The following is a 24,484-nucleotide window of genomic DNA, read 5'->3' on the forward strand; positions in this document are numbered from 1 at the left end:
TAGCCGTTTTCGGACATCATCCTGGGGGCAGGGTGCTGTCCGAAAATGGCCAGCGTGTTCGCTTGAAGTGTCTAGTATGGGTCTATGCGACAGGTGTTCGAGGCGGTGTCATGCAGCGCTATTTCGGTAAGGTGATCGCTTCGCCCGTCGGGCTTTTGAAGCTGGTCGCGAGCGATCGCGGCCTGGCGGCCATCCTGTGGGAAAACGACGATCCGCGGCGGGTGCCGCTGGGGGAGGTGGTCGGATGTGGCGACCATCCAGTGTTGTTGGAGACGGAGCGCCAGCTTCGAGAATATTTCTCCGGCGTGCGAGAGGTGTTCGAGCTGCCGCTCGACGTTCGTGGCACGGAGTTTCAGCGTCGCGTATGGAATGCGCTGCTCAGCATTCCTTACGGCGAAACTCGCTCCTATCTGCAAATCGCGCGGCACATCGGCAACCCCGCCGCCGTGCGCGCCGTCGGCGCCGCCAACGGCCGCAACCCGCTTTCCATCATCGCCCCCTGCCACCGCGTCCTCGGCTCCAACGGCCAACTCACCGGCTTCGCCGGCGGCCTCGAAATCAAGGCCCGGCTGCTCTCGCACGAGCGCCGGGAGGTGGTGCTTTGCGCCGCGTGATGCAATGAGCCACGCTGTATTCATCGAACGAATACAGACAATATGCCGCCCCCCGTTGCTCAAGGTAACAAACCTCCCGACCATGCGTTCAACGTGGGGAGTCTCGAATCGGGAAGGGCGCATGAAGCAGCGGCAGGTGAAACCGGCGATGCTGATCGAGCCGGGGGTGATCGCGCAGCTGGCGCGGGACAGCTCGATCGAGATGAACGTGCAGGATGTGCCCGATCTCGCCGCGAGTCGGGAATTGTTGCCGGCGGGCAAGAAGGTGTACGTCAGTCATCTGCCGAAGCAGACCTGGCAGCAAACCCTGCACGCCTGTCGCAAGGTCCGAGAGGCGGGCTTCGATCCTGTGCCCCATGTGCCCGTGCGTCTGCTAACGAGCGAACGCGAACTCGATGACCTGCTGAAAGGGGCAGTGAGCGAGTCCGGTGTACAGGAAGTGCTGCTGATCGCCGGCGACTATCCCAAAGCAGCCGGTCCGTATCCGGCCGTCGCCGACGTACTCAAGCAAGGGAAGCTCACTCAACACGGCCTGGGACGAATATCGCTGGCCGGCCATCCCGAAGGACATCCCAAAGTATCGCTGACGGAAATCCGCCGCGCGGAGCATGAGAAGGCGCAGCTCGCACAAGATGCCGGCCTTCAAACAACTTTCCTCACCCAGTTCTTCTTCGAAGCACAACCTTTCCTCGACTGGAGCAACGATCTAAGAGCGAACGGCGTGCAGGCACGACTCGTCGCCGGGCTGGCAGGCCCGGCGAGCATCGCCACGCTATTTCGATACGCCGTCCGCTGTGGCGTCGGACCGTCGATACGGGCGCTCGGCGCCAGGCCCTCATCGCTGGTGAAACTGATCGGCGACCACGGCCCCGAGCGCGTAATTCGCGACCTCGCCAGCACAACACACAACGAGTCGTTCAACGGCATCCACCTGTTTTGTTTCGGCGGCTTCCTCCGCACGTGCGCCTGGCTGAAGCGCGTCAGCGACGGCAACTTCAAGCTCGACGATCAGCGCGGCTTCGTGGTCTGACGCAGCGCTATCAGTAAACGTTATCGCTCGAGCGCCCATCGGCATTGGCGCGGCCGCCGCGCGCGTCTCAATATTTCAAGCACGGAGAGCAACCAAAAGATTCACGGGCGCATCCTTGAGCACCATCGGGACCAGCAGGGGTGAGAGCAGAGCGCTGACTCTGGGCCGATACGCTGGAGCCGCCGAACGTCGCGGCGATGGATCCTGGAGCCTGCGATCGATCGAGCCGCTAGGTCAGTATCCGGAGCGCTTCACGGAATATCTGGTACGTTGGGCAGATCGACGCCCCAACGCCGTGCTGCTCGCCCAGCGTGATAACAACGGTGAGTGGCGAAAGCTCACCTACGCCGAGGCGTACGAGCAAATCCAACGCATCGCGAGCGCGTTGCTCGAGCGAGGACTGAGCGCGGAACGCCCGCTCATGATTCTATCCGGCAACAGCATCGAGCATGCCTTGCTCACGCTGGCCGCGATGCATATTGGCGTGCCGGCCGCGCCCGTATCACCGGCATACTCGCTGCTCGATCCCGAATGTGCTCGCGTGCGCCATGCAGTCTCGCTGCTGACGCCCGGACTCGTGTATGCGGAGCATGCAGCCGCGTTCGAGACTGCGATCATTCAAACTGTGCCCGCGCAGACCGAAGTCGTCTCATTGATAGGTGAGTTGACCAGACGCACGCATACTCCATTTCAAACGCTGCTGAGCGAACCCAGCTCGAAGCTCGATGAAGCTCATCGAGCCGTCACAGGCGACACCATCGCCAAGTTCTTGTTCACATCAGGTTCCACGCGCATGCCGAAGGCGGTGATCAACACCCATCGCATGCTTTCCTGCAATCAGCGGATGTATGCGCAGTGTTATCCCTTCCTTGAAGAAGAGCCGCCGGTGCTGGTCGACTGGCTGCCGTGGCATCACACGGCGGGCGGCAACGCCAACATGGGCACGGTGCTCGCGAATGGCGGAACACTGTATATCGATGCGGGCAAACCGACTCCAGCCGCCATTGCGCAAACCGTGGCGAACCTGCGTGAAGTAGCGCCGACCATCTACTACACGGTCCCTAAAGGACTGGAAATGCTCGTCGAGGAGATGCGCGAGGACCGACAACTGCGCGAACGTTTCTTCAGCCGCCTGCGCCTGATCTACCCTGCGGGTGCGGCCCTGCCGCGACCTGTGCAGGAGGCCGTCGATGCCATGTCGATACAGGTGAAAGGCGTCAGAACGCCCATGACCATGGGCTTGGGCATGACGGAAACGGCGCCGTTCGCCATCTCCGCGCATTTGCCAGACTGGCAAGCCGGCGTGATTGGCCTGCCAGCGCCTGGCGTCGAAGTGAAGCTCGAGCCCATCGGCGACAAACTCGAAGTGCGCTATCGCGGCCCGAGCATCACGCCGGGCTACTGGCGTCAGCCGGAACTCAATCAGCAGGCCTTCGACGACGAAGGTTATTTCTGCAGCGGGGACGCGGCCACATTCATCGTCCCCGAACATCCGGAAGAGGGACTGCGCTTCGATGGACGCATCGCCGAGGACTTCAAACTATCGAGCGGCACATGGGTGAATGTCGGCGCCATGCGAGCGGCCGTGCTCGCTGCGGGCGCGCCGTATCTGCACGACGTCGTGTTCGTCGGACACGATCGGGACGAGCTGGGCATGCTGGTGTTCCTGAGCGCCGCCGCCAGCCGTCTTTGCCCACACCTGAACGGTGAATATCACGAGATCGCAAGCGACGTACTGGTAAAGCAGTGGCTGCACGAGTTGCTCGAACAGCTCGCAGCGCGCGCGAGCGGTGCTTCGCAGCGGATCGTCCGCGCACTGATCCTGGATCAACCGCCCTCGATCGTCGCGGGCGAGATCACTGATAAGGGCACGATCAACCAGCGAGCCGTCATTCAACGTCGCCAGGCGGCGGTCGAGCTGCTGTATTCGCCCGAGCCCCCCGAACACATCGTGGTGCTCACATGACCACGCTGGTGCTGGTGCCCGGCCTGCTGTGCGATGGATTTGTTTGGTCCGAACAGCAACGGGCTCTGTCGGCGCAAATGCAGGTGTGGGTAGCGGACCACGGCGCGCTCGACTCGCTGACGAACATGGCCTCGGCCATCTTGCGAGACGCGCCCGCAGAGCGGTTCGCGCTCGCCGGTCATTCCATGGGCGGGCGAGTTGCCCTCGAAGTGTTCAGGCTCGCGCCGCATCGGGTGCAGCGACTTGCGCTGCTCGACACGGGCTGGCGTCCACGTCAACCGGGCGCCAAAGGCGAGGAGGAGCGGACGTCACGCCTGGCGCTGCTGGAAACCGCGTTCCAGCACGGGATGCGAGTCATGGGCCGGCAGTGGGCCAGCGGCATGGTGCATCCGAACCGGCTCGACACGCCGATCTTCGAAGCCATCGTCGCCATGATCGAGCGCAAGACGCCGGAGATCTTCGCCGCTCAGATCCACGCACTGCTCACGCGACCCGATGCGACGGCCCAGCTGCGCGCTCTGCAATGCCCAGTGTTGGTCTTGTGTGGGCGGCAGGATGCCTGGAGCTGCCTGTCACAACATGTGGAGATGGCCGAGCTCATCCGTCGATCCCATTTGCGCATCATTGAAGAATGCGGTCACATGAGCACCCTGGAACAGCCGGCGGCGGTGACCGCGGCGCTCACGGAGTGGCTCGGAGACATGGAATGACTCAGCTCGATCCCAGCCTGCAACTGCGTCGCGAGCCGATGAGCTCGTTTCAGATCGTGGCCGTCGCGATCTGCGTGGCGCTGAATGCGCTGGACGGCTTCGACATTCTCGCCATCACCTTCGCCGGCCCGGGCATCATGCGCGAGTGGGGGCTGGGTCCCGGCGGCCTCGGCATCGTGATCTCGACCGGCCTGGTGGGAATGTCGGTCGGCTCGCTGGCGATTGCGCCGCTTGCGGATACGCGCGGCCGCCGGCCGATCATTCTGCTTTGTTTGATCCTGATGACGCTGGGCATGTTGTTCTCGGCCACGGCGAACAACGTCGTCGCGCTGTCCATCTGGCGCGTGATTACAGGGCTCGGCATCGGCGGCATGCTCGCGTCGATCAACGCCATGGTGGCGGAATACGCCAACGATGCGCGCCGGGATTTCTGCGTGAGTCTCATGACCATCGGTTATCCGCTCGGCGGCATGCTGGGCGGCATGGCGGCGGCCGCGCTGCTGGCGCACTTCGACTGGCGCTCGGTGTTCATTTTCGGCGGCGTGGTTTCGATCGGCATTCTGGCGGTGGTCTGGTGGCGGCTGCCGGAATCCATCGAGTTCCTGGTCTGGAAACGCTCGCCCGACGCACTGAACCAAATCAATGTGATTTTCCGTCGCATGGATCGCGCACCCATCACCCAGATGCCGGCCGCTGCGCGCAGGGAGCGCGTTAGCGTGTGGCAGGCATTCGACAGCACCCTGGCGGCGCGCACCGTGCTGATCTGCGCGGCGTACTTCTTGTACATGATGACCTGCTATTACGCATTGGGCTGGATCCCATCGATCGTTGCTGCTCTGGGGTTCACACCGAGCATCGGTGCCGAAGTGTCCGTGTGGACCAACCTCGGCGGCATCATCGGCGGCATGTTGCTGGGTTATCTGGCCCGACATATCGGTCTAAAGCCGCTGGCGAGCGGGGCGATGATCGCCACCGCGCTGGCGCTGATGCTATTCGGTCGTACGCAGCCCGATCTGATGCTTCTCAAAGCCGTGGCTTTCGTGCTGGGTTTCTTTCTGTATTCATCCGCCGTGGGCTTCTATGCAATGTTCGTGCGCGTGTTTCCTACGCACGTGCGCGCGACCGGCACGGGGCTCGCCATCGGTCTGGGACGCTTCGGCGGCATGTTGGGCCCGGTGTTGGGCGGCTGGTTGATGGCGGAGGGCACGAGCCGGCCAAGCGTCGCTGCAATCATGGCGCTGGGCGCGGCGCTCGCGGGGCTGGCGATCTGGTTGCTGCAAGGATCGATGCTCGCCGCGCCCGCGCGGCCGGCGCCGCAGGGTTCGTGAGCTGCTATCAGTATTTCGTATCGCTTGAGCGCGAACGGTATTGGTTGGGACGATGTGACCAGTCCCATACTTCAAGATCGAAGACACGCTGATTAAAAAAGATCGGACACGACAGGGGGCTGTGGTGTTGTCATTCAAACGTTACCCGACGACGGTGGCCGTGGCATTGACGCTGGCGGCGCCGCTGATGACCGCGTTGCCGGCACGCGCGGCGGAGCTCGAAGAAGTCATCGTCACGGCGCAAAAACGTGAGCAATCGTTGCAGGATGTGAGCGTGGCCGTCACGGCCGTCAGCGCTGACGACCTGCTCCGAAGCAACATCAAAAGCATCGAAGATCTGCAGACCCGCGTACCGGGCGTGACTTTCGGCAACGACTTCAGTTTCGCCAAGCTGTTCATTCGCGGCGTCGGTCTGAACAGCTCGTTCGCCGGCATCGATCCTTCCGTCGCTCTGCACGTCGACGGCGCGGTGGTCGCACAGGCTTCGGCGCAGTTTGCGTCGCTGTTCGACCTGGAGCGGGTGGAAGCACTGCGCGGCCCGCAAGGCACGCTATACGGTCGCAACGCTACAGGCGGCTCGATCAATCTCATCACGGCCAAGCCGACGCAGCACTTCAGTGGCTACACCAATCTGTCCATCGGCGGCAGCGACTTGAGCTATGGCCTGGACTCGGCGCTGAGCGGACCGCTGACCGACGCGATGTTGGGACGCGTGGCGGTCCACTATCAGCACCATGACGGTTATGGCATTCACACCGGCAGCGGCAAGGACATCGACGACCTGAACGTGATCGCCACGCGAGCTCATTTGCAGTTCAAGTTCAGCGACAACGTCGACCTGCTGTTGAGCGGTGAATACGCCAAGGAAGACGATCACAGCAAGTCGGTGCATTTCATCGCGCCGATGTTCCCGGTGCCGCCGCAACCCAGCCTGCGGGCGCTGGGTCTGCCGAACGTGCTGGCGAACTCGCGCAATGTCGGCGGCGACTTCCGTCCATCGTTCGAGAGCGAGACCTGGTCGACGACCGCCACGCTCACCTGGCAGCTGAGTGACGCGGTCGCCTTGAAGTCGCTGACGAACTATCGTGAGTTCGACGATCAGCTGGTGCAGGACTTCGACGTGTCCGACACGGTCAACGGCGGATTTCCGCCAGCGCCCACCTCGACCATGCAGCTGCAAGCCATTGGCGACGAGCAATTCTCCGAGGAGCTGCAATTCATCTACGAGGGAGACAAGCTGCGCGGCATCGCCGCCGCTTATTACTTGCAGGAGAGCATCGACAGCCTGGTGTTGCTTGGCCGGGATCCGGTGAGATTCCCGGAGCGCTCGCGCGTGGTGGTGCCGGCGACACTTGATGTGGATGCGTGGGCGGTGTTCGCCAATTTCACATACGCGATCAACGATCTTTTCTCGGTGAAAGCGGGCGCGCGCTACAGCGCTGAGGAGCGCACGGTGGAGAATCGCTTCGGTGTCGCGAGCCCGGTCGATCCGGCCGCGGTGTTCGACCCCGTACGCCGCGCCTCACGGGACTATTCCGATTTCTCGCCTGAAGTCGGTGTGGAGCTGCGGCCGTCCTCGGACATGATGCTTTATGCAACGTACTCGGAAGGCTTCAAGAGCGGCACCGCCAATCTCGGCGAGCGCGTGCCGAACCTGGTGAATCCCGAGACCATCGAGAACTTCGAAGCGGGCATCAAAAGCCGCTGGCTGAGGGACACGTTGCTACTGAACGTCGCGGCGTTCAAATACAAGGTCGAGGACGCGCAGTACGACCGCACTTACGCCATCACTGCGCCGCCATTCTATGCAGCGCGCCTCGAGAACGCCGCGACCACCGACGGGCGGGGCGTGGAGCTGGAGTCCAGTTGGCTGGCGACGGATCGCTTCCGCCTGTCGCTCAGCGGCACCTACTATCACATCCGCTTCGATCGGTTCCTGTCGCAGAACCCGATCAATCCCGCGTTGTTCGGTCCGGCCGGATCGAGCCTGCCGCCGGAGGATCTGGCGGGCAACAGCCCGCGCAACACGCCCGATTGGACCGCCGAGTTGTCCGCTACCTACAAATGGCCGTTGACCAGCGGTGCGTCGCTGGCGTTGACGGCAGCGGCAGCCGCGCGAGATAAACAGTACTACACGGAGTTCAACGACGATATCACCGGACAGGACGACTACACGCTGTACGATGCGAACTTGCTCTACACCACGCCGGGCGGCAAGCTCACGCTCAATCTGTGGGGCAAGAATCTGACAGATGAGATGATCGTGTCGGGCATCTACGTCACATCGACCGCACGCACCATCACGGGTACGTATCTGCCACCGCGCACATATGGCGCGACGGTGGGTTACAAGTTCTAGCAGTAACGGGGATTCGATGCAGTCTGAAGCCGTCGGCTATCGTCACACACAACACGTCGGCTTGCTGCTGATCGATCACCCGCCAGTGAACGTGCTCGGCGCAGCGGTGCGCGCGAGCCTGGCGCATGGTTTGCAAGCAGCGCTCGCGGACGATGCTGTGCAGGTCATCGTCATCGCAAGCACGGGCAAAGCGTTCTGCGCCGGCGCTGACATCGCCGAATTCAATGCGCCGATGAAGGAGCCAACGCTGCAGGATGTATTTGCAGCGATCGAGGCGGCCAGCAAACCCGTGGTCGCAGCGATGCACGGTGTGGCATTGGGCGGCGGACTGGAACTCGCGCTTGCCTGTCACTACCGAGTGGCGTCGAGAGACGCAAAGCTCGGCTTGCCCGAGATCACATTGGGTGTGATTCCAGGAGCCGGCGGCACACAACGATTGCCGCGAATCATTGGAGCCGTGGCCGCGTTCGACATGATCGTCGGCGGCACGCCCGTCGATGCGACCACTGCACGACACCTCGGCTTGATCGACGCCTTGATCCAAGGTGACTTGATGGAGGGTGCGCACCAGTTCGCCGAGCAATTGCTCAGGCGGGGCGCGGGGCCGCGACCGACGCGGGATCGATCCGTCGATCTCACCGGCTTCAATCCGGCCGGCGTGGCCGCTGTTCTGGAGAAACATTCGCGAGCGCTCAAGGGCCGCACGACTCAGCAGCTCGTCATCGAGGCATTATCGGCGGCCATCCAGCCGAACTTCGATGCCGGCCTCGCCATGGAGCGGCGGCTTGCCGATTACTCACTCTCCACCACCGAGAGCCGGGCGCTGCGTCATCTGTTCTTTGCCGCCCAGGAGTTTAAGAAGCTTGGAGGCGCATCCGGCGGAAGTTTCGAACTCATCGGCCCCAGGATGATGGACGCCTATGCAAGCGAGTCGGAGCGATTGATGCAGGAGGGCGCGACGCCGGAGCAGGTGGATAGCGCCATGGAGACGTTTGGATTCTCGGCGGGACCGGCGCGTAGCCAGAAGACGCCGGCGTCCACGAACGGGGTCGAGCGTCGGGCCATCGACGCCGCGGAGATCATGGAGCGCTGCGTGCTCCAGCTGATCAACATGGGCGCGCGCCTGCTCGAAGAAGGCGTTGCCTTGCGAGCCGCGGACATCGACGTGCTCTGGGCCCAAAGCTATGGATTTCCGCGTTACCTGGGCGGGCCGATGTTTTATGCCGGTACGCTCGGGCTGGCGCACGTTCGCCAACGCCTCGAATACTATCGGTTACGACTGCAGGATGATCGTTGGACGCCAGCGCTGCTCATCGAGCGCCTGGCGCGACGGGGTGAGACGTTCGAGCAGTGGGACAGCGAACGCCGCGCTCCGGAGCCTGCCCATCTCAGGTGATCAGGAAGGGACCCCATGCCCGCGCGAACGGCTTCCATTCTGCTGCATCCGAATGTGACTCGTGAGCGTGCGCCGCCGGCCCGCGCTCTGCCGGCTCGCTTGGAAATGAACATGCGCCAGCTGCGGGCGCTGGTCGCCGTAGCGCAAGGCGGGTCGGTTCACAAGGCGGCGTCCATTTTGCATGTGACTCAGCCTGCCGTGACGCGCGCAATCCACGAGTTCGAACAAGCGCTCGGCCTGGAGCTGTTCGAGCGCACGGCCAAGGGAATGGTGGCGACGGCCGTGGGCGCCATTCTCGTCGAGCGAACTCAGCGCGCACTGGCGCAACTGGCTCAGGCCGAACAAGAGCTGGCCGAGATGGGCGTGGTGCGCCGTTCGTCGGCCAGTATCGGCGCCAAGGTCACGCATCGACATCTAAGAGTGCTTATTGCTATCCATGAGCATCAAACGGAAACAGCGGCCGCCGTGGAACTGGATGTGTCGCAACCCTCGGTGACGCAGGCGCTGCGCGAGATGGAGCGCATCGTCGAAGCCGATCTGTTCCTGCGGACCGCGCGGGGCATGTTGCTGACGCGGGCTGGCGAGGTGATGGTCCGACGCACCAAGCTGATGCTTCACGAGTGGCAATTGGCGAGAGACGACATCGCCGCGCAACTTGGCAATATCACCGGTCGCATCGTGGTCGGCGCATTGCCTCTTGCCAGCACGTTGCTGGTGCCGCGAGCCGTTACTCGATTGAAGCAGGAGTATCCGGAACTGCTGGTGACGATTCTCGAAGGGACCTATGAATCGCTGCTCGACAGTCTGCGTTGTGGCGACGTCGATCTGCTGGTCGGCGTGCTGCGCTATCCGATTCCCTGCAGCGACATCGTGCAGGAGAAGCTGTTCGAGGATCTGCTCTCGGTGGTCGGTCGCAAGGATCACCCGTATGCCACAGCGAAGGCGCTGCGGCTCGCCGACGTGATCGACTCGGAATGGGTGCTGCCTTATAAGGGCGCGCCGTCGCGCCGGGCCTTCGAGCAGGCGATGCATGCGGCCGGCTTGCCGCTGCCGAAGAATGCGATCGAGTCCAACGCACTGGTGGCGCTGCGTGGCCTGCTGATCGAGAGCGATCGACTTTCCATCCTGTCGCGCAACCAGATCCATTACGAAGAGCTGCACGGCATGCTGTCGGTATTGCCCATCGACATGCGCGGCAGCGAGCGACCGATCGGCATCACCACCCGCGCCGACGCGAAGCGTTCGGTCGGCCTGGATGCGTTGATGCGCCATTTGCGAGCGGTCGGCGATGCAATGAAAGACGGGCCCCACTAGTTCGGAGAGCGAAGCGATGACGGCCAAGAATCTGGAAACGGTGATGCAGGCGGCGGGCAATCCGGTGCGCATGCTGCGCAACTCAAAGATCGGCGCTTATGTGTATCCGGTGGTGCCCAACGAGTTCACCAACTGGCGCGACGAGCAGCGCGGCTGGCGTGAGACGGCCGTGCTGTTCGATCAATCGCATCACATGGCCGAAATCACGGTCAGAGGTCCGGATGCGCTCAAGCTGTGTTCCTATCTCACGATCAACAGCTTCGCGAATTTCCAGCCCGATCGCGCCAAGCAGATGGTTCCCTGCAGCTACGACGGCTATGTGATCGGCGACGGCATCCTGTTCTATCTGGAGCGCGACGAGCTGCTGTTCGTCGGCCGCGCGCCCACCGTGAACTGGATCCAGTTTCATGCGGAAACCGGCGGCTTCAAAGTCGAGGTCATCCGCGACGATCGCTCGCCCTCGCATCCGCGAGGAAAACTGGTCACGCGGCGGCACTATCGATATCAGATCCAGGGGCCCAAGGCGGCGCAGATCCTGGCCAAGCTCAACGGCGGGCCGCTGCCGGATGTGAAGTTCTTCACCATGGACCGCATCAACATCGGCGGCCAGCCGGTGCGCTGCCTGCGTCATGGCATGGCGGGCGAGCCGGGGCTCGAGATCTGGGGGCCGTACGAACAGTACGACGAGATTCGCGAAATCATCCTGGCTGCCGGTGCGGAGTTCGGGCTGGTGCAAGTGGGAGCGCGCGCCTACTCGACCAACACGCTGGAGTCCGGCTGGATTCCGTCGCCGCTACCGGCGGTGTACAGCGGCGACAAGATGCGGTCGTATCGCGAATGGTTGCCGGCCACGGGCTACGAAGCGACCGGCTCGATTGGCGGCAGTTTCGTCTCCGACAACATCGAAGACTACTATCTCACGCCGCACGCGCTGGGTTATGGACCGTTCGTGAAGTTCGACCACGAGTTCATCGGCCGCGAGGCGCTGGAGAAGCGGGCTCAGCAGCCGCAGCGAAAGAAAGTGACCTTTGAATGGAATGCCGAGGACGTGGCGCGCATCTATCGGTCGTTGTTCGATCCGTCGATGCCGAACTACAAGTACATGGATATTCCCAATCTCAACTACGCCTCGTCTTCCTATGACGCGGTGATGAAGGGCGACCAGGTGGTTGGGTTCTCGATGTTTGGCGGCTGCAGCTTCAACGAGCGGCGCGTGTTGTCACTGGGCGTGGTCGACCCGGAGATCCAGGTCGGCGACGTGCTGACGCTGGTGTGGGGCGAGGAGAACGGAGGCACGGAGAAGTCCACCGTCGAGCGACACACGCAGACGGAAGTTCGCGTGAAAGTTGCGCCAACACCCTATGCGAAGGATGCGCGCGAGGGTTATCACCAAGGTTGGCGCACGCGGCAAGTGTAGACTAGGGCCGTCAACCGGCGCGTCGGACTCCTTCGGCTCTGTCGGAGGTCTGCCAGCGAGTTTGCAGCATATCGAACAGCGCGCGGGTGGATTTCTGGAGGGCAGGTTCGGGCACTTTGGAAATCCACCAGCTCAGCGCCATCACCATGGCGACCGCCATGCATAAGGCAGTGGGCGTCGATGCGCCCCAGTCGACGAAGGCGCCCATCAGTGCTCCGCCAGTCACGTTGTGCAGCAGATAGAGCGGATACGTCATCAGCCCGAGTCGTCGCAACAGCTGCAGGCACCAGATCGGCAACTGCTGGATCTTCGCGTTGTTGGTGACGACCAGGCAGAAGAACGCCATGGCGCCGAGCCACATCGCGCAGGGCAGCAGGGGAGAGAACTCGACGCCCGTCTTCTCCAGCTTGAGCGAGTTCTCGCCTGCGATCTGCAAACAGCCGCCGATGGCGAATAGCACCAGCCATGCGGTCAGGCGGCGCGAGGGCTGCTGCACCAGGCGAGACCATAGCAGCACGCCAAATGCGAAGAACACGCCGTGCTGGAGCAATGTCAGTTGCGCCCAGCGCGACCATTGCACGTCGCTGAACAGTTCAAACGGGGCGCTGTGTCGGTCCATGCCGGCCACCGTGAAGCCGATCCAGAACAGCGTGCTCGCCAGGCCGACGCCGCACATGATGGGCTGGATCAAGCGTCGACGCTCGGTGAACAGCAGCGCGAGCACCAGCAGGTAGAAGCAGATCTCCACGCCGAGCGTCCAGTACACGCTGTCGATCCACGCGCCTTGCGGAAAGAACGCTACGCTGCGCACGTACATCGCGAGCAGCGACAGCGGACGAGTGTTGGCGTCGATGAGCAGCCAGGCGAGCAGCGTGATGGTCGCGCAGACCCACACGCCCGGCACGAGCCGGGTGAAGCGGCTCACGAAGAATTTGAACGGAGTGCTGCGTTCCGCGGACACTACGATGACGAATCCGGAGATCACAAAAAAGATCTGCACGCCGGCCCAGCCGAAGGGCGCGAAGGTGGTCCAGTCGTGGAAATTCGCCACCCCGTGTGAGGCGATGGCCACTTGTCCGGCGGGGAAGGCCCACGACCAGAACACCAGATGAAAGATCATCACGATGCATGCGGCGAAGAATCGCAGCAGGTCCAGTCCTGGGACGTATTGAGCTTGTTGAACTTTCATTCGCAGCGAAACCCGGAAAGCGCGACAGTATGCACGGCGCGGCCGCTTCAGTCGGCCTGTCGCAGTTCACGAACAACCGGCTGCCACAATTGATCATGATGTCCGCTGCAACCTGCAGCTATGCTGCCGGCCTTTGCAGAAATTACGGAGGGAACGAGCATGCAGGGTCGCTGGGCGACGGGTGTCGTATCGTTAGCATTGCTGGTCCAAGCCGCCGGCGCGGCGTCGATCGATTGCACGCAGTGTGAAAAGTGGAATCGCGACCAGGCGCCATTCCAGATCTTCGGCAACACGTACTTCGTCGGCACGCACGGCTTGAGCTCGGTGCTGATCACGACGCCCGGCGGACATGTGCTGATCGATGGCGCGCTGCCTCAGTCCGCGCCGCTGATCGCAAGGCATGTGGAGCAGCTGGGCTTCAAGATGAGCGACGTGAAGGTCATTCTGAACTCACACGTTCACTATGATCATGCCGGCGGCATCGCCGAGCTGCAGAAGCTGAGTGGCGCCAAGGTCATCGCCAGCGACAAGGCCGTGAACGCATTGCGCACCGGCAAGCTAGATCCCAGCGATCCGCAAGTCGGATATCCGATTCATTATCCTGGGGCGGAGAACGTCGAAGCGCTCGGATCGCGCGAGTCGATCGAAGTCGGCGGCGTGCGGTTCAACGTGATTCACACACCGGGTCACACGCCTGGCGGCACGTCGTGGCGCTGGCAGGCGTGCGAGGCAGCGCGATGTTTGAACATCGTCTACGGCGATAGCTTGACCGCGGTCTCGGACGATTCATTCAAGTTCAGTGGCGATCCACGGTATCCAAATGCGGCGGCGGATTTGACTGCCAGCATCGCCGCCATCACAGCCACACCGTGTGACATTTTGATCGCCGCTCATCCCGAGCGGACGGGGCTATGGTCGGTGTTCGACGAGCAGGGTAAAGGCGATCGCGCGCGGCTCATCGATCCTTCGGCGTGCAAGCGTTCCGCCGCGGAAGCGAAGCAGTATCTTGACCAGCGGCTGGAGAAAGAGCGCCAGTCCGCCCGGAGTCCCAACAAGTCATCCTAGCAAGCGCAACGGCGGCTTCGATCACGGCCATGGTCAGCAGGGCAAAGCTGACCAGCCGATGGTCGGCGTCGTGAATGTCGATACGCCACACGTGCGTACGCTCGTTGATAGAAACATTGTGGCAGCGGGCGATCATGGGGCCGGCCGATGATCGATGCGTGTGATACACGTTGAGCGTCTGACCGACCACGCGATTCACCGACGTGTCGATGGCCATCGTCGCCGCCGTGCTGCCGATCGTCTCGGCGAGAATCGACAACGCTCCGCCGTGCATGTTGCCATGCTCGTCGATGGTCTTGGCATGCAATGGCAACTTCGCCTCCACCCAGTCCGGCCCGATCGCGGTGAACGACATGCCGAGCTGGCCGGCAGCGGATGAGCCCTGCAACTCATCGAGCTCGGCGGTGGTGTAGGGGCGATTCCAGAGTGTCATCGGGCGTTCTTGGGTCAGCCGTCGTCCTGGTGCGGGCGTGCCAGTCTACAGGCCGTGACGGCGCTTCACACCCATGGACCTCGGCGCACGTCAGTCCTAGAAGGGCTTGAGCAGAGTGGCGTAGCCTTCACACTCTTTCGAGGTTTCCAATGAACGCCAGCAGTCAAGCACCTGCCGACGAGCGGCCGGCCCAGGACGAGACCGCTCTTTTGAACGATTGGCTCGACACCGCGCTCGAGCAGTCGTTCCCCGCCAGCGATCCTCTGCCTGCGTTTCGTGGCGATCCGACCGCTCCATCGAACCACGCCACCGCGGACACCGCACAGGGCGTGTGATCCTTGACCTCAAGTCGACTTGAGCTTGTAAAGTGCGGCCGTGGGCCACAGGCAGGCGGAAGGAGACGAGGTATGAGCGGGGCGAATCAAGATCAGGTTGCGCTATGGAATGAGGCGTCCGGGCGAACCTGGGTGGAATTGCAGAGCGTGCTGGATCGGCTGCTCGAGCCGTTTGCTGCGTTGCTCGTGAATGAAGGGTCGCCGGGCGAGGGCGGGCGAGTGCTCGACATCGGTTGTGGGGCGGGTGCGACGACGCTTGCGATGGCCAGGCGCCTCGGGCCGAAGGGTCGGTGTGTCGGCGTCGATATCTCGGAACCTCTGCTGAGCGCAGCCAAGGCGGCGGCCACTGCCGAGCAGATCAGCACGGCGGCGTTCATACAAGCCGATGCGCAAACTCATGCTTTCGAGCCGGGCAGCTTCGATGCGGTGATCTCACGTTTTGGCGTGATGTTCTTCGACGATCCCGAGGCGGCGTTCGCCAACATCCGCCGCGCTGTGACAAACGCGGGCAAGCTCGCTTTCGTCGCGTGGCGAAGTCCCGCCGAGAATCCATTCATGACGACCGCGAGGCGGGCGGCCGAGCCGATGTTACCCAATATGCCTACGGCGGATCCGCGAGCCCCAGGACAGTTCGCGTTTGCGGATGGCGATCGCGTCCGACAGATCCTGGCGAGCAGCGGATGGAGCGACATCGAAGTGCGCCCCATCGATATCGAAGGAGTTATTGCCGAGAACGACTTGCTCGCTTATGCCACGAAACTCGGACCGGTCGGCGTTGCCTTGAGAGAAGTGGACGAAGCGACTCGCGCCGGTGTCTCGAAGGTGGTGCACACCGCTTTCGAGTCATATGTTCAGAACGGCGTCGCGCGTTTCAACATGGCCTGCTGGCTGGTGAAAGCGATACGCGTCCATTGATAACAATCGAACAGGGAGAACAATTGGAGACCGGCGCCACATAGGAAGGTTCAGTATCGCACTCGGTGGCTTGTACGGAGATCGACGCTGCCGTGGTGTGCGCTACCTTCCATTGCAACAGCGAACCTCGGCTCGAGTCGATAGCTTCCGAAGAGGGAGTTACGTCCATGGCGATGAGTGTTTCCTCCGCTGGCAGCGGCGAACCGATGGTGGATATGAACACCACGCCGCTGATCGATGTCATGCTCGTGTTGCTGATCATGTTCATCATCACCCTTCCGGTGATGACGAATAACATCGATCTGGACTTGCCTCAGGGGCCGGGTAGTACCGCCGCACGAGAGGCCATCAATCTGTTCATCGACTACGACGGCACCATCGTATGGAATGGCGCGACGGTGTCGAACCTCGAGCAGTTGGAGCAGTACTTCCGCGCCGAGGCTGGCAAGCCCAACCAAGCCGAGCTCCACGTGCGGCCGGACAAGCGCGCCAAGTACGATGATGTCGCGCAGGTGCTCGGCATGGCCCAGCGCCATGGCATTCAGCGCATCGGCTTCGCCGGGCAGGAACAGTACCTACCTTGATCGGCGAGGCTTAGCGGCGGAACACCGAGCCGACGGCTTCGGCGAGATAGTCGATCGATTCCAGGCTGATGCCGGCGATGTTGATGCGACCGTCGCGAGTCATGTAGATGTGATGTTTCTCGCGCAGCGTGTCGACGGCTTCGGGCGTCAGCGGCAGCATCGAGAACATGCCACGCTGCCGGTCGATCGCGGTGCCGACTTCGGCGTTGCAGGTCTTGGTCAGCGCCGCTGCGAAGGTGTGGCGCAGCTTCAGCATGCGATTGCGCATGGCGTCGAGCTCGTTGCGCCAGTCGGCGTTGAACTTGGCCTCGCTCAGGATGCGCGCGACGATGGCGGCGCCATGATCCGGCGGCATGGAATAAATGCCGCGAGCGATCTTGCGCAGGTGGCTGGCCGAGGCGTTCGCCTGAGCTTCGTTCTCCGCGAGCACCATCAGTAGACCGACGCGTTCGCGATACAAACCAAAGTTCTTCGAGCACGACACCGCCACCAGAGCTTCCGGCACCGTCGCAGCGATCAAACGTGCGCCTTCGGCATCCTGCTCGATGCCTTCACCGAGCCCCTGATAGGCGATGTCGACATATGGAATCAGACGACGTTGCAGCAGAACGTCCGCCACCTTGCGCCATTGCTCCATCGACAAGTCCGCGCCGGTCGGGTTGTGACAGCAGCCGTGCAGGAGCACGACATCTCCCGCTGGCAGCGCATCGAGGCGCTCGAGCATGGCGTCGAACCGGACCGCGCCGGTGCGCGCATCGAAATAGGGATAACTTTCCAGCTTCAGGCCCGCGCCGCTCAACAGCGGCACATGATTGGCCCAAGTCGGATCGCTCACGTGCACGGTCGGGCGCGAACCGGTGGCGATCAGCAACTCGGCGCCCAGACGCAATGCTCCACAGCCGCCCGGCGCCTGAACGCCGCGGACGCGGCGGCTCGTCAGAGCAGTGTGCTGCTTGCCCAGAATGAGCTCGGTCATCAACGCATTGAATTGGTCGTTGCCGCCCGGGCCGACATAAGTCTTGGTCTGCTGATCCGCCAGCACCGCCTGCTCGGCGGCGCGCACCGCGGCCAGCACCGGAGTTTTGCCATGCTCATCCTTGTAAACCCCGACGCCGAGGTCGATTTTTCGAGAGGCGGGGTCGGCTCGGAAAGCCGCCATCAAGCCCAGGATGGGGTCCTCGGGAAGCGCCTGCAAACTGTCGAACAAGGGAAGACTCCGTCAAATCGGCGCGAGTCGCACCGGGATGGGGCGGCTATCTTAATCGGCGGCAGGCGGCTAAGCCACCGCCGACGCGCCGGGGACCGCGCGAAGTCCGACTCGCGATGGTTCTAGAAGCGGTACGACAGCTTGAGTTGCAGAATAGGCCAGAGCTCGTAGTCATCGAGCTCGTCCTCGATGCGACTTTCCTCACGTTCGATGTCAGCCTCGAATTGTGGTGCGTTGGCGAGCAGCCCGGTGCCGCGCAAGTTCTCGATGGTAGGCTCGCCTTGCCAGAGCACACCCAGCTCGGCGCCGAACGTCAATCCTTTGGCGAGCGTGCCTCCGTAGCCAATGCTGAGCGCCGGTGTGAAATCATCGGTGGTCACGGTGCCCGTCAGCGTGCCGATCTGTTGCGGCGTGTATGTGGTATCGCCGATGGTCACGCTGCTGGAGGGCGCGCCGGTCAGATCCACCTCGTTGTCGTTCGCCCGGCCGCCGATCGAAATCCGAAACCCGCCGCCGAGCGGATACCAATCCAGCATGGCGCCGAAGGAACTCAGTTCGAGGTCGCCGTCGTACTCGATCTCGTCCACTTCCTCATCGCGCGAAACCGTCAGAAACCCAGCGTTGGCGCGAATGCCCAAGTGCTCATTGGGCCGGAACGACACCTGCGGCCCCACGCCGAGCGTGCCGCCTGTGACACCTACGCTCCAACGACCTTCTTGCGCGACCGCGGCGCTCATTGCTGTACATGTACCGAACGCTGTAACGCACAGCGCAATCCATAGGGATGTTTTCACAGCGGATACTCCAGGCTTCGCTCGCGATGAACGAAGCACGTCGCCTGGAGTTCCTGAGGGAAATTACCACCAGATGGTGTAGAGCGCGGTCAGGATCGCGATCACGCCGAAGGAGCACATGTTGAAGCTTGCCGAGGTGCCGTACGTGACATCGGCGGTGTTGACGCGATTCGAGCCCGCGGTGGCCGGCTGCTTGATGGAGAACACGACGGCGAGCGCGAGAGCCAGCACGAACACGAGGGCCATGCGGTTCATGAAGGGCAGCGACGGCCACAGCGCCTTGAGGGCGATGGACAACACGAAGGAGCCGATGGTGGCGGCGAGCGCGCCGGCTTCGGTGGCGCGTTTCCAGAACAGGCCGAGCATGAAGATCACGACGATGCCGGGCGTGAAGAACCCGGTGTACTCCTGAATATACTGAAACGCCTGATCGAAGCTGCCGAGCAGCGGGCGAGCCGTGACGATCGCAAGCAGGATCGACGCCACCGCGGTGATGCGACCCACCAGCACCAACTGCTTCTCGGGCTTGGGCTCACCGAGCTTGTTATAAATATCCAGGGTGAAGATGGTCGCGATGGAATTGATCTTGGAGGCGGTCGAGGCAATGATCGCGGCGATCAGCGCCGCGAACACCAGGCCGGCGATGCCAGTCGGCAGCAGCCGCATCATGGTCGGATACGCTTCGTCCGGCTTGGCCAGATCCGGCGCCAGGATCACCGCGGCAATGCCGGGCAGCACGATGATGACGGGCATCAGCAGCTTCAGATAGGCCGCGAACATCACGCCTTTCTGCGCTTCCCGCAGGCTCTTGGCCGCAAGCGCGCGCTGAATGATGTATTGGTTGAAGCCCCAGTAGCTGAGATTGGCGATCCACATGCCGCCGATCAGCACCGACAGGCCGGGCAGATCCTTGTAGTACGGATGCGCCGAGTCGAGGATCATCTCGAAGTGCCCCGGTACGCGCTCGAGCAGGGTCGAGAAGCCAGCGACCACACCGGTGCCGCCGCTGATTTCATTCAACGTGAGCCACGAAACCAGCAGACCGCCCAACACCAGCAGCGACACTTGGACGATGTCGGTCATCGCCACCGCTCGCAGACCGCCGCGCAGCTGATACACGAGGGCGAAAAGACCAAGCCCCACGAGCGCCATGCTCTGATCGGCGCCGGTCACCTTGGCCATGGCGATCGAGCCCAGCCACAGGATGGAAGTGAGATTCACGAAAATATACAGGCCGAGCCAGAAGATGGCCATCAGCGTGCGAATGCGCGTGCCGTACCGCTGTTCGAGAAACTGCGGCATGGTGTAGATCTCGTTCTTCAGGAAGATCGGCAGGAACCATTTGCCGACGATGATCAGCGTCAATGCCGCCATCCACTCGTAGGAGGCGATGGCCAGGCCGATCGCATAGCCCGAGCCGGACATGCCGACGATCTGCTCGGCGGAGATATTGGCGGCGATCAGCGAAGCGCCAATGGCCCACCAGGGCAGGGTCTTGGAGGCCAGGAAGTACTCGGCCGAATCTTTCTCACGACCGCCGCGCTCCCGCGACACCCACTGCGCCAGTGCGAACAGACCGATGGCATAGATGACGATGATGACCAGATCGAGCGTGGCGAGCTGCATGTCTGTTGTTCTCTAATCCGTGTCTAAAGTATGGCCGTACCTGAGAATGGCCGCATCCGAAGGCTAGAAATGAAAAGCGGCTCGTTCGTGACGGCGGCCGAGCATCAATGCATCCTCGACCAGTCGCAAAGGTCGGCAGTCCACGTCGCACGCTCCGGTCGCAATGAGATCCGAAAACCGCCGGTAGAGCCGCGCATATTCCTGATCGCTGCCGGCAAGGTGCGGCGTTTCATCGATGAACATGCGGTGTCCGCCCTCGGTGAGCAGCAATGTTTCCCGGTCGGTGCGCACTTCGATGTTCCAGCACGGCGTGCCGGTATAAAGGAAATCGAGCGATGCCGCCACCCGCGCCGCGCCGGCATGCGACAGAACCATTTCAGCGGCGATCGGCGACTGACAATTGTTGGGGAAGTCGAGCGAAGCCGACTCCAATGTCAACCGGCCGGGCAGAATGCGCGTGAGGATAGACAGTGCATTGATTCCTGGATCGAACACGCCCATGCCGCCCGCTTGCAGAATCCAGTCCTGGCCGGGATGCCACACTCGGATGTCTTCTTTCCAGGTAACGCTGACGCTTTCGATCACGCGCTCGCTGAGCCAGGCGCGCGCCGGCTCGACGCCGCCGGCCTCGCGTGAATGCCATGTCGTGAATAATGTTCGGCCGCGCTGACGAGCCCGAGCTTCCAGATCGTGAACTTCCGTCACGGTCGCTGCGGGAGGTTTCTCCAGCATCACATGCAGCCCCGCATCGAGGGCCATGCGAGCCAGCTCATAACGGCAGGCGGGCGGAGTGCATAGTGAGACCGCATCGACCTCAATGCCGGACTCGAGCATCGATTGCAGATCCGCGAAGCTGGACAGGCCGGCAATCGGCCCATCGCGGTTGACGGCCGCGACCAGCTCGAAGCCCTCGCTGCCGGCCAGCGCCGGCAAATGCTGACCGCGCGCGATCTTGCCTACACCCACGAGCGCCAATCGTTTCGCAGTGGCTCCCACCTGTATTCCTCTCACGTCTTCGGGCCCGTCGGAAGCCGCGGCGCTGGCATTTAGCGACGCATGCGGCTATCTTCGTCGTGGCAAGGCTGATTTATATGATATATAGGCTTTATAGACCGTGACATCGCCAATAGCAACAGCGAGGTCGCGCGCCCCGGGTCGGCCCGGGGCATCGCTTCGGGGTACAGGGGATTTGCATGACTGATCGTGGTGAAGCTCGGCGGAAATTGCGCTCGCGGCAGTGGTTCGACAATCCGGCCAATCCGGACATGACGGCCCTGTACATCGAGAAGTACCTCAACTACGGGCTGTCCATGGAGGAGTTGCAGAGCGACCGGCCCATCATCGGCATCGCGCAGACCGGCAGCGATCTTGCGCCCTGCAACCGTCAGCACCTGATCCTGGCCGAGCGCGTCAAGGCGGGCATTCGCGAAGCGGGCGGCATCCCGCTGGAATTTCCCATCCATCCCATTCAGGAAACCGGCAAGCGGCCCACCGCGGGCCTGGATCGCAATCTTGCGTACCTGAGTCTGGTCGAGATCCTGTTCGGGTATCCGCTCGACGGCGTGGTGTTGACCATCGGCTGCGACAAGACGACGCCGGCCTGCCTGATGGCCGCGGCCACCGTGAATCTTCCGGCCATCGCCTTGTCGGTCGGCCCGATGCTCAACGGCTTCCATGAAGGCAAGCGCGTGGGCTCGGGCACCATCGTCTGGAAGGCGCGCAGCATGCTCGCCGCCGGCGAAATCGATTATCACGGCTTCGTGCGTCTGGTCGCCTCGGCAGCGCCGTCCACCGGTTTCTGCAACACCATGGGCACGGCCACCACCATGAATTCGTTGACCGAGGCGCTCGGCATGTCGTTGCCGGGATCGGCCGCCATTCCGGCGCCGTATCGTGATCGGCAGGAATGCGCCTATCGCACCGGCTTGACCATCGTCGATCTGGTCAACAAGGACTGCAAGCCGTCGGACATCCTCACGCGCGATGCGTTTCTCAACGCCATTCGCGTGAACTCCGCGATCGGCGGCTCGACCAACGCGCCCATTCATCTCAACGCGATCGCTCGTCACGTGGGCGTGGAGCTCACGCTCGATGACTGGGAACGACACGGTCACGATGTGCCGCTGCTGGTGAACTTGCAGCCTGCCGGCGAGTATCTCGGCGAAGATTTCTATCGCGCGGGCGGCGTGCCGGCGGTGGTGAATACGTTGATGCGCGAGGGTTTGATCGCCGAGAACGCAATGACGGTCAACGGCAAAACCATCGGCGAGAACTGCGCCAATGCCCGCAACCTCGATGAAGACGTGATCCGCCCATACTCGCAGCCGTTGAAGCCGAAGGCGGGGCTCACGGTGCTCAGGGGCAACCTGTTCGACTCCGCGATCATGAAGACCAGCGTGATCTCGCCCGAGTTTCGTCAACGTTACTTGTCGGATCCCAACGATCCGGATGCGTTCGAAGGCAAGGTCGTGGTGTTCGACGGTCCCGAGGACTATCACTCGCGCATCGACGATCCAGCCCTGGGCATCAATGAGCGTTCGATCCTGGTGATTCGCGGCACCGGCCCGATCGGTTATCCGGGCGGCGCTGAAGTCGTGAACATGCGGCCGCCCGCGGCGCTCATTCGCTCCGGTGTCGACGCCTTGCCTTGTATCGGCGACGGCCGCCAGTCGGGTACGTCGGGCTCCCCATCGATCTTGAATGCCTCGCCGGAAGCGGCGGTGGGCGGCGGCTTATCACTGCTGCGCACCGGCGATCGCGTGCGCATCGATCTGCGGCGTCGTGAAGTGCGTGTGCTCATCGACGACAAAACTCTCGCCGAACGTCGCAAGGAAGCCGAAGCCGCGGGCCCGAGCTATCCGGCCTCGCAAACGCCTTGGCAGGAGATTCACCGCGCCTTGACGGGACAGTTCGATACCGGCGCGGTGCTGGAGCTGGCGGTGAAGTATCAGCGGCTCGCCCAGACCGTCGACAACTTGCGCGACAGCCACTGATCCACGGGGAACGATTGATGTCGAGAATGTGTCTGCACGTGACGCCACGGTCGGCCGTGTCGTTGAGTTTGGTTTGTGCGATGTCGCTCGCTGGCGGTGTCGCTCACGCCGCCGATTATGCGCGCGCATCCTTCGGCAAGCTGCCGGATGGCAAAGCCGTGGAAGTCATCACGCTCAGCAATGCCAAAGGCGTCAAAGCCGGCGTGATGACGTATGGCGCGGCGTTGCAGTCGCTAGTGATGCCGGATCGCGATGGCAAGCTCGCGGACGTGACCTTGGGCTATGCCTCGCTCGAGGGTTATCTGAAAAAGCCGGAATATTTCGGCTCGACCGTGGGACGTTTCGCCAATCGACTCGCGGACGGACGCTTCACGCTCGATGGCAAGAGCTATCAGACCCCCCGCAATAACAACGGCCAGGCGTTACATGGCGGTGAGCGCGGCTTCGACAAAGTGCTATGGGACGTAGTGAAGGTCGAGCGCGGCGACACCGCATCGGTGCGTCTTCGTTACGTGAGCCCGGATGGCGATCAGGGTTATCCCGGAACGCTGACGGTATTCGCCACCTATTCGTTGAACGAAGCCAACGAGCTGCGCATCGAGTACACGGCCACGACCGATCGGCCGACCATCGCAAACATCACCAATCATGCGTACTGGAATCTGGCGGGCGAGGGCGCACCGGCCGGCGCGATGGGCCACGTGCTGACCATTCCGGCCGAACACTATACCCCGGTGAACGAGGTGTTGATCCCGACCGGAAAGTTGCAGCCGGTGGCGAACACCGTGTTCGACTTCCGTCAGCCGACGCCGATCGGCGCACGAGTGCGCGAGGCGAGCGATCCGCAGATCGTGTTCGGCAAAGGCTATGACCATAACTTCGTGATCGCGCGCGATGTGGCCAAGGAGCCGCGCCTGATGGCGAAGGTCGAGGAGCCAGGCAGCGGTCGCGGTTTCGAACTGCTGTCCAACCAGCCGGCGGTGCAGTTCTATTCGGGCAACTTTCTCGATGGCACGGTGGTCGGCAAATCCGGGCGGGCATATCGGCAGGGCGATGCTCTGGTGCTCGAGCCGCAGGTGTCGCCGGATGCGCCGAATCAGCCGCAGCTCGGCTCGGCGCGCCTGGATCCCGGGGCCACCTATCGGAACGTGATCGTGTATCGATTGTTTGTTAGCGGGGAGCGTGCGCGCTGAAGCGTGCGTAATCGTC

The 24,484-nt window shown here is 62.7% G+C and carries 21 protein-coding genes; 15 read left to right on the top strand and 6 right to left on the bottom strand.

Translation table 11 applies throughout. The features are described 5' to 3' along the window. Positions 1–110: 110 nt before the first annotated feature. The 9 genes from JM946_RS30990 to ligM all read left to right on the top strand — a co-directional run bounded on the left by JM946_RS30990 (position 111) and on the right by ligM (position 12,134). Positions 111–614, top strand: a complete 504-nt coding sequence (locus JM946_RS30990) for a methylated-DNA--[protein]-cysteine S-methyltransferase (protein WP_203168114.1) — start codon at positions 111–113, stop codon at positions 612–614. Between the two features lie 82 nt (positions 615–696). After that, complete coding sequence (locus JM946_RS15045; protein WP_218042880.1) at positions 697–1,644, top strand: methylenetetrahydrofolate reductase; 948 nt, start codon at positions 697–699, stop codon at positions 1,642–1,644. Between the two features lie 115 nt (positions 1,645–1,759). After that, the gene (locus JM946_RS15050) at positions 1,760–3,610 is read left to right on the top strand and encodes a feruloyl-CoA synthase (protein WP_203168116.1); all 1,851 of its coding nucleotides are present in this window, start codon (positions 1,760–1,762) and stop codon (positions 3,608–3,610) included. Further along, positions 3,607–4,320, top strand: a complete 714-nt coding sequence (locus tag JM946_RS15055; protein ID WP_203168117.1) for an alpha/beta fold hydrolase — start codon at positions 3,607–3,609, stop codon at positions 4,318–4,320. The genes JM946_RS15050 and JM946_RS15055 overlap by 4 nt, the downstream gene beginning before the upstream one ends. After that, positions 4,317–5,648 carry an MFS transporter gene (locus JM946_RS15060; protein WP_203168118.1) on the top strand — a complete coding sequence of 444 codons (1,332 nt, stop codon included), beginning with the start codon at positions 4,317–4,319 and terminating at the stop codon, positions 5,646–5,648. Before JM946_RS15055 ends, JM946_RS15060 begins: the two co-directional genes overlap by 4 nt. 124 nt (positions 5,649–5,772) lie before the next feature. Next, the gene (locus tag JM946_RS15065) at positions 5,773–8,007 is read left to right on the top strand and encodes a TonB-dependent receptor (protein WP_203168119.1); all 2,235 of its coding nucleotides are present in this window, start codon (positions 5,773–5,775) and stop codon (positions 8,005–8,007) included. Between the two features lie 16 nt (positions 8,008–8,023). After that, complete coding sequence (locus JM946_RS15070; protein ID WP_203168120.1) at positions 8,024–9,403, top strand: enoyl-CoA hydratase/isomerase family protein; 1,380 nt, start codon at positions 8,024–8,026, stop codon at positions 9,401–9,403. A gap of 15 nt (positions 9,404–9,418) precedes the next feature. Continuing rightward, positions 9,419–10,717 carry a LysR family transcriptional regulator gene (locus JM946_RS15075; protein WP_203168121.1) on the top strand — a complete coding sequence of 433 codons (1,299 nt, stop codon included), beginning with the start codon at positions 9,419–9,421 and terminating at the stop codon, positions 10,715–10,717. Positions 10,718–10,733: 16 nt separating this feature from the next. Beyond that, on the top strand, positions 10,734–12,134 hold the full coding sequence (gene ligM / locus JM946_RS15080; protein WP_203168122.1) for a vanillate/3-O-methylgallate O-demethylase: 1,401 nt from the start codon (positions 10,734–10,736) through the stop codon (positions 12,132–12,134). Positions 12,135–12,144: 10 nt separating this feature from the next. Here ligM and JM946_RS15085 read toward each other — a convergent pair whose 3' ends face one another. Beyond that, entirely contained in the window at positions 12,145–13,323 is a 1,179-nt protein-coding gene (locus JM946_RS15085) for an acyltransferase family protein (protein ID WP_203168123.1), read from the bottom strand. A gap of 159 nt (positions 13,324–13,482) precedes the next feature. Here JM946_RS15085 and bla point away from each other — a divergent pair, with 159 nt between their 5' ends. Then, positions 13,483–14,388: a subclass B3 metallo-beta-lactamase gene (bla, locus tag JM946_RS15090; RefSeq protein WP_203168124.1), complete on the top strand. Its 906-nt coding sequence runs from the start codon at positions 13,483–13,485 to the stop codon at positions 14,386–14,388. Here the strand turns inward: bla and JM946_RS15095 are convergent. Next, a complete protein-coding gene (locus JM946_RS15095; protein WP_203168125.1) occupies positions 14,279–14,821 on the bottom strand; it encodes a PaaI family thioesterase in 543 nt (180 codons plus the stop codon). The two genes, bla and JM946_RS15095, sit on opposite strands and share 110 nt — an antisense overlap. Positions 14,822–14,970: 149 nt before the next feature. Here JM946_RS15095 and JM946_RS15100 point away from each other — a divergent pair, with 149 nt between their 5' ends. The 3 genes from JM946_RS15100 (at position 14,971) to JM946_RS15110 (ending at position 16,655) form a co-directional block, all read left to right on the top strand. Further along, on the top strand, positions 14,971–15,156 hold the full coding sequence (locus tag JM946_RS15100; RefSeq protein WP_203168126.1) for a hypothetical protein: 186 nt from the start codon (positions 14,971–14,973) through the stop codon (positions 15,154–15,156). Between the two features lie 72 nt (positions 15,157–15,228). Further along, positions 15,229–16,071, top strand: coding sequence for a class I SAM-dependent methyltransferase (locus JM946_RS15105; RefSeq protein WP_203168127.1), 843 nt, complete (start codon positions 15,229–15,231; stop codon positions 16,069–16,071). Between the two features lie 167 nt (positions 16,072–16,238). Further along, on the top strand, positions 16,239–16,655 hold the full coding sequence (locus JM946_RS15110) for an ExbD/TolR family protein (protein ID WP_203168128.1): 417 nt from the start codon (positions 16,239–16,241) through the stop codon (positions 16,653–16,655). Between the two features lie 10 nt (positions 16,656–16,665). Here the strand turns inward: JM946_RS15110 and JM946_RS15115 are convergent, their stop codons facing one another. The 4 genes from JM946_RS15115 to JM946_RS15130 all read right to left on the bottom strand — a co-directional run bounded on the left by JM946_RS15115 (position 16,666) and on the right by JM946_RS15130 (position 21,278). Further along, positions 16,666–17,862 carry an amino acid aminotransferase gene (locus JM946_RS15115; RefSeq protein ID WP_203168129.1) on the bottom strand — a complete coding sequence of 399 codons (1,197 nt, stop codon included), beginning with the start codon at positions 17,860–17,862 and terminating at the stop codon, positions 16,666–16,668. 122 nt (positions 17,863–17,984) lie between these two features. Further along, positions 17,985–18,599, bottom strand: a complete 615-nt coding sequence (locus JM946_RS15120) for a hypothetical protein (RefSeq protein ID WP_203168130.1) — start codon at positions 18,597–18,599, stop codon at positions 17,985–17,987. Positions 18,600–18,719: 120 nt separating this feature from the next. Continuing rightward, entirely contained in the window at positions 18,720–20,282 is a 1,563-nt protein-coding gene (locus JM946_RS15125; protein ID WP_203168131.1) for a sodium/sugar symporter, read from the bottom strand. Positions 20,283–20,345: 63 nt separating this feature from the next. Continuing rightward, positions 20,346–21,278 (bottom strand): Gfo/Idh/MocA family protein, encoded by a 933-nt coding sequence (locus JM946_RS15130; RefSeq protein WP_203168132.1) that lies wholly within the window; start codon positions 21,276–21,278, stop codon positions 20,346–20,348. Positions 21,279–21,475: 197 nt separating this feature from the next. Here JM946_RS15130 and JM946_RS15135 point away from each other — a divergent pair, with 197 nt between their 5' ends. Together JM946_RS15135 and JM946_RS15140 are read left to right on the top strand one after the other, a co-directional pair. Further along, complete coding sequence (locus JM946_RS15135) at positions 21,476–23,275, top strand: IlvD/Edd family dehydratase (protein ID WP_203168133.1); 1,800 nt, start codon at positions 21,476–21,478, stop codon at positions 23,273–23,275. Positions 23,276–23,292: 17 nt separating this feature from the next. Continuing rightward, positions 23,293–24,468 (top strand): aldose epimerase family protein, encoded by a 1,176-nt coding sequence (locus tag JM946_RS15140; RefSeq protein WP_203168134.1) that lies wholly within the window; start codon positions 23,293–23,295, stop codon positions 24,466–24,468. Positions 24,469–24,484 lie beyond the last annotated feature (16 nt).

It is taken from the genome of Steroidobacter gossypii (assembly GCF_016801985.1).
GTDB classification, from domain to species: domain Bacteria; phylum Pseudomonadota; class Gammaproteobacteria; order Steroidobacterales; family Steroidobacteraceae; genus Steroidobacter; species Steroidobacter gossypii.